Origin of the sequence: Roseobacter sp. MED193 (assembly GCF_000152965.1) — a bacterium.
GTDB lineage: Bacteria > Pseudomonadota > Alphaproteobacteria > Rhodobacterales > Rhodobacteraceae > Pseudophaeobacter.
Genome location: NZ_CH902583.1, coordinates 4,115,187 through 4,121,483, shown reverse-complemented (window position 1 = coordinate 4,121,483; position 6,297 = coordinate 4,115,187). Strand labels below are relative to the sequence as shown.

Annotated in this window: 8 protein-coding genes and 1 pseudogene; 5 read left to right on the top strand and 4 right to left on the bottom strand. The window is 57.0% G+C overall.

Annotation, left to right across the window (positions count from 1 at the left end):
• Positions 1-132 (top strand): annotated as a pseudogene (locus tag MED193_RS23310) (methionine synthase); the annotation flags it as partial.
• Positions 133-147: 15 nt separating this feature from the next.
• Here MED193_RS23310 and MED193_RS22155 read toward each other — a convergent pair.
• Positions 148-855, bottom strand: a complete 708-nt coding sequence (locus MED193_RS22155) for a TIGR02594 family protein (RefSeq protein ID WP_039966571.1) — start codon at positions 853-855, stop codon at positions 148-150.
• 56 nt (positions 856-911) lie between these two features.
• The gene (locus MED193_RS22150; RefSeq protein ID WP_009812026.1) at positions 912-1,991 is read right to left on the bottom strand and encodes a PA0069 family radical SAM protein; all 1,080 of its coding nucleotides are present in this window, start codon (positions 1,989-1,991) and stop codon (positions 912-914) included.
• 223 nt (positions 1,992-2,214) lie between these two features.
• On the opposite strand from MED193_RS22150, the gene MED193_RS22145 reads away from it, so the two are divergent.
• Both MED193_RS22145 and MED193_RS22140 read left to right on the top strand, forming a co-directional pair.
• A complete protein-coding gene (locus MED193_RS22145) occupies positions 2,215-2,913 on the top strand; it encodes a cobalamin-binding protein (RefSeq protein WP_009812025.1) in 699 nt (232 codons plus the stop codon).
• A 1-nt stretch (position 2,914) separates the two neighbouring features.
• The gene (locus tag MED193_RS22140) at positions 2,915-3,634 is read left to right on the top strand and encodes a DUF1638 domain-containing protein (RefSeq protein WP_039966569.1); all 720 of its coding nucleotides are present in this window, start codon (positions 2,915-2,917) and stop codon (positions 3,632-3,634) included.
• A 35-nt stretch (positions 3,635-3,669) separates the two neighbouring features.
• Here the strand turns inward: MED193_RS22140 and MED193_RS22135 are convergent, their stop codons facing one another.
• Positions 3,670-4,299, bottom strand: a complete 630-nt coding sequence (locus MED193_RS22135) for a glutathione S-transferase family protein (protein ID WP_039966566.1) — start codon at positions 4,297-4,299, stop codon at positions 3,670-3,672.
• A gap of 97 nt (positions 4,300-4,396) precedes the next feature.
• Here MED193_RS22135 and MED193_RS22130 point away from each other — a divergent pair, with 97 nt between their 5' ends.
• Positions 4,397-5,128, top strand: a complete 732-nt coding sequence (locus MED193_RS22130; protein WP_009812022.1) for a YafY family protein — start codon at positions 4,397-4,399, stop codon at positions 5,126-5,128.
• Here MED193_RS22130 and MED193_RS22125 read toward each other — a convergent pair whose 3' ends face one another.
• Positions 5,129-5,539, bottom strand: coding sequence for a SufE family protein (locus tag MED193_RS22125; protein WP_009812021.1), 411 nt, complete (start codon positions 5,537-5,539; stop codon positions 5,129-5,131).
• A gap of 138 nt (positions 5,540-5,677) precedes the next feature.
• Between MED193_RS22125 and MED193_RS22120 the strand changes: the two genes are divergently transcribed.
• Positions 5,678-6,193 carry a hypothetical protein gene (locus tag MED193_RS22120; protein ID WP_039967195.1) on the top strand — a complete coding sequence of 172 codons (516 nt, stop codon included), beginning with the start codon at positions 5,678-5,680 and terminating at the stop codon, positions 6,191-6,193.
• Positions 6,194-6,297 lie beyond the last annotated feature (104 nt).

The following is a 6,297-nucleotide window of genomic DNA, read 5'->3' as shown; positions in this document are numbered from 1 at the left end:
GGCGAGCGCCCCAGCCTGGAACGCATCGTCGAGGTTTTGGGCCCCTTCACCTCCGCCAGCGACGGGACCGGCGAAGAAGAAAAGGCCGCTACCGAGCGTCGCTCACGCCGGGGAAGCCGCCGTCGCGGCTAACAGCTTTAAAAGATGCTATTCTTCGTTGCCATCGCCGTCGATGGCAACGATCCCTTCCAAGCTGGTAAGCCCTGCCGGGTCAGGACCTGTTAAAGGCCAACGCGCCCCAAGCAATCGCGATTTGCTAATCTTTGTGACATTGACTGTATTGGACTGGTTGCCGCCAAGACAGTAATAGCGCTTCTTGTCTTCTCCGGCACAAAAGGCGACATGCCCCTTCCAGCCATCTTTCTTGCCCCGCCAAAAGACCAGAATGGCGCCAATTTGAGGGCTCACAGGCTCGCCAAATTTCAACCATTGTCGCGCCCCCAGTAGATTGGCTGGCAACGGCTCCTCTACCAGAGTTGAGCCGACACAATGCCCCACAAACAGGCCGCACCAGGGGATGTCGTCGTTGTCGTAATCTATGTCCAGATCCTCAGCCATCTTCAAGATCTGCGGGTTCGACATCGGTCCCGGAATTTCCTTTGTTCCCATGAGCCTGTTGGCCTCATCGAACCATGGCATTCGGTCAAACCGATGAACCTGACCGGTCGCAGGTGGACCAAAAAGCGCGGCATAGGTCATTGGCCCGACAATCCCATCTGCCAGCAAACCGACACTCTGCTGGAAACGCCGTATTGCATTGCTGGTCATCTTGCCTCGGATCCCATCGACAGGCCCAGGATTAAAACCCAGCTTCATCAAGCGTTTTTGTACTTTTTTCCAATCACTTGGGAACATTGTCACCTCCTAAAAAACAAACTAGAAAAAACAATCTTAACACATTTTCACAAAAACTAAAACAACCCCAGCTGGTCACCGGGTTGGGGAGGCCTTTCAAACCGGCCCGTCTCCAGGTCTGGCTGATGTTCTGCAAGTCCAAGCCGCCTGCAGGCTGCCTTGAAGCGCCGCCCGATCATAGCAGCATATTCCCCCTCGCCGCGCATGCGCTGGCCCCAGCGTGGATCATAATCGCGCCCACCGTGCATTTCGCGCAGGCGGGCCATAACCTTAGCCGCGCGCCCCGGTTCATGCTCCGCCAGCCAGTCCTGCCAAAGTTGGGAGACCTCCCGTGGCAAACGCAGCATGATCCAGCTGGCCGCATCGGCACCTGCCGCGGCGCCAGCGGCCAGGAGCGCCTCTAACTCATGATCCGTCAAACCCGGCACCACCGGCGAGGCCATCAACCGCACCGGCACGCCTGCCTTGGAGAGGCGGTTGATCACGGCAAGCCGGCGCGCAGGTGTCGGCGCGCGGGGCTCCATACGGCGTGAGAGATCCGGGTCCAGCGTGGTGACAGAAATCCCAACCCGCACCAAACCCTTGGTTGCCATGTCTGACAGAATATCGAGATCTCGCTCAATTAGACTGCCCTTGGTGACAATGGCAATCGGATGATTGAACTCCTGCAGCACCTCAAGACAGGCCCGCGCAAGGCCATGGTCACGCTCACAGGGCTGATAGGGATCAGTATTGGTACCCATGGCCAGTGTTGCAACTTTGTAGCGTGGCTTTGACAGTTCCTGACGCAGAACCTGCGCTACATTGGGACGGGCAATCAAACGGGTTTCAAAATCCAGTCCAGGAGACAGGCCAAGATAGGCGTGGCTGGGACGGGCGAAACAATAGATGCAGCCATGCTCGCAGCCGCGATAGGGATTGACCGAGCGGTCAAAGGGCAGATCTGGCGAGCGGTTGTACGAGATGGCACTGCGAACCTGTTCCAGTCGAATTTCGGTGGGAATCACCTGCGCTGGCTGCTCCTGCAGCCAACCATCATCGATAGATTCGCGCTGCAGATCAAAGCGACTTGGCGCATTGCTAAGGCTGGCGCGGGCTTTGCGACGCTGCGGTGAGTTGTGAATCATCTGTTCCATTTTGCTATGGTGACAGCATTTTTGGAACAAATGAAGAACAAACCCGGGAAATCGAAGATTTCCTTGCGAATTCTTCATTATCAATCTGCTATTTTTGCGCCTATAGGTCGGTTCGGACAAAGGCAATGTCGCAAATATTGCAGTCTAGACGCGGCATTATGGCCCAATAGTCGGCACAACGATGCCACGCCGGGGACTCCCCGCCCACTCAAGGAATAGGCGCATGTCAGAAGAAGAAGATATCATCCTGGCGGAACTGGACGACGAAGAACTCGTTCAACAGATGTTTGATGACCTTTATGACGGTATGAAGGAAGAAATCGAAGAAGGTGTTCAGATCCTTCTGTCGCGCGACTGGGAGCCCTACAAGGTGCTGACAGAAGCCTTGGTTGGCGGCATGACCATTGTTGGCGCCGATTTCCGCGATGGCATTCTGTTTGTGCCTGAGGTTTTGCTGGCGGCAAATGCCATGAAGGGCGGCATGGCCATCCTGAAGCCCCTGTTGGCCGCCACTGGCGCCCCACGCATGGGGTCAATGGTGATTGGCACCGTCAAAGGTGACATTCACGACATCGGGAAAAACCTGGTCTCGATGATGATGGAAGGCGCCGGTTTTGAGGTGGTCGATCTGGGCATCAACAATCCAGTTGAAAACTACCTGGAAGCACTGGACGAACACCAGCCCGACATCCTGGGTATGTCGGCCTTGCTGACAACAACCATGCCCTACATGAAGGTTGTCATCGACACCATGGTCGAGCAAGGCAAGCGCGACGACTATGTTGTTCTTGTTGGTGGCGCGCCATTGAACGAAGAGTTCGGCAAGGCGATCGGCGCTGACGGTTATTGCCGTGACGCCGCGGTTGCGGTTGAAATGGCCAAGGACTTTGTTGCGCGCAAGCACAACCAGATGAGCGCCTGATTTGGCACGTAAAGGACGTGCAGCCCGTTTGACCGAACGGGCTGCATTTCGCCCTCCCACAGGGCGTTCGCTCGAGGAAAGCTCCCTCACCGAACAGGGCCTGGCCGCCCCTGAAAAGAAGACTGGTCGTATCCTACTGATCGCCTGTGGCGCCCTGGCGCGCGAGATCCTTGCTATCAAGGAGCTCAATGGGTTGGACCACATGGATCTCACCTGCCTGCCCGCCAAACTGCACCTCTACCCGGACCAGATCACTGGTGCGGTTGAGGGAGCCGTTCGAAAACATCGCCAAAGCTATGATCAGATCTGCGTTGTCTATGCCGATTGCGGCACTGGCGGCGTGCTGGAGCAAAAATGCGCGGAACTGGGTGTTGAAATGGTGGCAGGCCCACATTGTTATTCTTTCTTTGAAGGCAATGAAACCTTCGCCCAAATCTCCGAGGCAGGGGAAATAACCGCCTTTTATCTAACTGATTTCCTGGTGAAACAGTTTGACGCCTTCATCTGGCGGCCAATGGGGTTGGACAAAAATCCAGAACTGCGTGAGATGATATTTGGCAACTACACCAAACTGGTCTACCAATCGCAGCTCTCCGACCCAGAACTACTGAAAAAGGCCCGTGACTGCGCGACGCGCATGGGGCTGGGGTTCGAGCACCGCCACACGGGCTATGGCGAACTGCAAGAGAGCTTGCTGCACTGGGGGAAGCTCAAAGCCTAGTAGCAACAGGTGCCGTCCAGGCTTTGAGCCTTATGTTAGGCGGGTTCCGTCAGGCTCAACCGCTCCTGGGCTTGGGCCTCAAAGACCTCCATCGCGCCTGTGTCCTGCGCCTGCGCCACACGGGCGACCCAGGCTTTTATCTCGGGGCTTTCCGGCATAAGATGCGGGGCCCAAAGAAAGGCTGAGGCCATGATCAGATCAGCAACAGACAGGTCATCGCCAAGCAAGAATGGGCCATCTTTCAAACAGCTTTCCAACTGCGTCCCGACCTCAGCCATGGTCCGGAATGTCCCGACCAAGGCGGGGTGTTCAATCCCGGCAAAGGCGGCAATCAGAGCGGGCTCCAAAACGCCACCATAGTAGTGCATCCAAGACAGGTAAGGACCTCGTCCCGGCGCGCCGGGCTTGGGGCTGAGGGGCTGGCCAAACAGTTCATCCAGATACATCATGATGGCACCGCTTTCGCGGATAGTTTCCCCTGCATCGGTGACCAGAAACGGCACCTTGCCTTCGGGGTGGGCATTCATAGGATCGCGCCGACCGCTACCATCGTTCTTGATGATATCCACGTAGATCACCTCAACTGCATCGAGCTTGCCCATCAGCATAAGCTGGGAGATGACACGAGAAGACCGGCTGTGGGGCGAGTGGTATAGTTTAGGCATTGATATAGAACCTTTTCAGATTGGTGGTTGTCGATGGGCAATATATGCCGCTACCCTCCTGCCAAATATTGTCAGGATCTATCACCTAGTTTGTCCCATGGCCAAATCTGATCGCCTCTTTCGTCTACTGCATCTTATCCGGGGCTTAACGCCGCCGGTGACCGCTGCCCGTTTGGCGGCAGCGATGGAGGTCTCAGAGCGCACCCTTTACCGTGATATAGACAGTCTGCGCGCCGCAGGCGCTCGGATAGAGGGCGAGGCGGGATTAGGCTATACCATGGTCGAGGACCCAGCCTTGCCGCCGCAGACCTTCACCCAGATCGAGATCGAGGCCCTAACCTTGGGGCTCGCCGAAGTGGGGCACAGAGGAGATGATGATCTTGCCCAGGCTGCGAGCGATGCCCTGGTAAAGATCCTGGCGACCCTGCCCGAGCGCCAGCAGCGCCAGGCCATGCATGCGGTCAACATGGTGCATCGCTATACATCCCCTCAAAGACCAACAATCGACATGACCCTCCTGCGCGAGGCGATGTGGGCGGAAGAGGCGCTAGAGATCGGCTACAGAGATCTGAAACAGTCCTACACGCTGCGGCGCATCTACCCGCTGGCGTTATCCTACCATGACCAGGCGGTGATGTTGTTGGCGTGGTGTTGTAAACGCAGCGATTTTCGCATGTTCCATGTCACCAAGATCGAGAGCTACGCCAAAACAGGCGAGAGCTTTCGCCCCAGCAGGGTCCCTTTGTTGCGAGACTATATTCGCTACCTGAAAGCCCGTGACCAAGCCCTGCAAGACCTGCCCCCCCAAGGGCCCGACAAAGCCCACTGATCAAAGCTGAGCTGCTGCTGTCTCGCGAATACGTTCGATCATCGCCCGCACCCCGTTCGAGCGCTGCGCTGATAGGTGCTCATTCAGTCCCAGGCGCTCGAGTTCAGCACGGGCGTCCACCTTGATGACCTCAGCCAGGGCAAGCCCATTATAGAGGCTGCGCAGCACCGCAATAAGCCCTCGCACAATGAGCGCATCGCTCTCACCGTCGAAATGGAAGCGCCCATTCTCAATAGTGGGATGGAGCCAGACCTGACTGGCACAGCCATCCACTTTGGTTGCTGGAACTTTCAGCGCATCATCCAAAGGTTCCATCGCCTTGCCCTGTTCGATCACATGGCGATAGCGATCCTCCCAGTCCTCCAGGAACTCGAAGTCTTCAACAATCTCTTCAAATGCAGCACTGGCCATGATGGGGCGTCCCCTGGTTTGTGACGAAAATCAGCACAGCAGCACCTATGCCGCCCGTGGATGTTTTTCAACAGCTTTTCAAGCGCCGCGCAATCGGGTAACCACAATCAACCAGAGTTAAAAGACGGGCGGGACCAAATGCGCAAATCCTTGGCACTCATCTTGGCGGGCACGCTGATAGTTGCGGGCTGTGGGGGGTGGCGTGACTCACGCATCAACCCAGGCAACTGGTTCGGAAAATCCAGACCCGCGCCCGTGGCAGAGGCTAACGCGGAAGCCGCCAACCCTTTGATCCCAGATAAGGGCCGCAAGAGCATCTTTGCCCGCGCCGACAAGGAAGACCTCAGCGTACCGGTGGCGCAGATCAGCGAGCTGCGCGTGGAACCGACGCCAAACGGTGCAATCATCTATGCCAGCGGCATTGCATCACGCCAGGGCGCACATGAGGTGGAGCTGAGACCAGTTTCAGAGGCTGCCGAGGGCACGCTGGAGTATACATTTAATGTGCTCTACCCGGTTGCCCCAACCCCCGCAGGCAGCGCACATAGCCGCACCGTCAGAGCAGCCGTTTCCGTTTCTGAGCAGGACCTGCGTGGCATTCGCACCATACGGGTCAGCGGAGCCGAGAACGCCCGCGAAACCCGCCGCCGCTAACCCGCACTGGACAAAATCAATCTAGAATTTCAAAACCCAGAGCCCGTTGCGGTGCTCTGGGCTTTTTCAAGTTCATGGTGGCAGCAACTCCCTCACACAGAGGT

Bases quoted from the DNA above. Each gene is read 5' to 3' on its own strand.
- MED193_RS22155 (WP_039966571.1), bottom strand. From the start codon at position 855: ATGTTCCCAAGTGATTGGAAAAAAGTACAAAAACGCTTGATGAAGCTG.
- MED193_RS22150 (WP_009812026.1), bottom strand. From the start codon at position 1,991: ATGGAACAGATGATTCACAACTCACCGCAGCGTCGCAAAGCCCGCGCC.
- MED193_RS22145 (WP_009812025.1), top strand. From the start codon at position 2,215: ATGTCAGAAGAAGAAGATATCATCCTGGCGGAACTGGACGACGAAGAA.
- MED193_RS22135 (WP_039966566.1), bottom strand. From the start codon at position 4,299: ATGCCTAAACTATACCACTCGCCCCACAGCCGGTCTTCTCGTGTCATC.
- MED193_RS22130 (WP_009812022.1), top strand. From the start codon at position 4,397: ATGGCCAAATCTGATCGCCTCTTTCGTCTACTGCATCTTATCCGGGGC.
- MED193_RS22125 (WP_009812021.1), bottom strand. From the start codon at position 5,539: ATGGCCAGTGCTGCATTTGAAGAGATTGTTGAAGACTTCGAGTTCCTG.
- MED193_RS22120 (WP_039967195.1), top strand. From the start codon at position 5,678: ATGCGCAAATCCTTGGCACTCATCTTGGCGGGCACGCTGATAGTTGCG.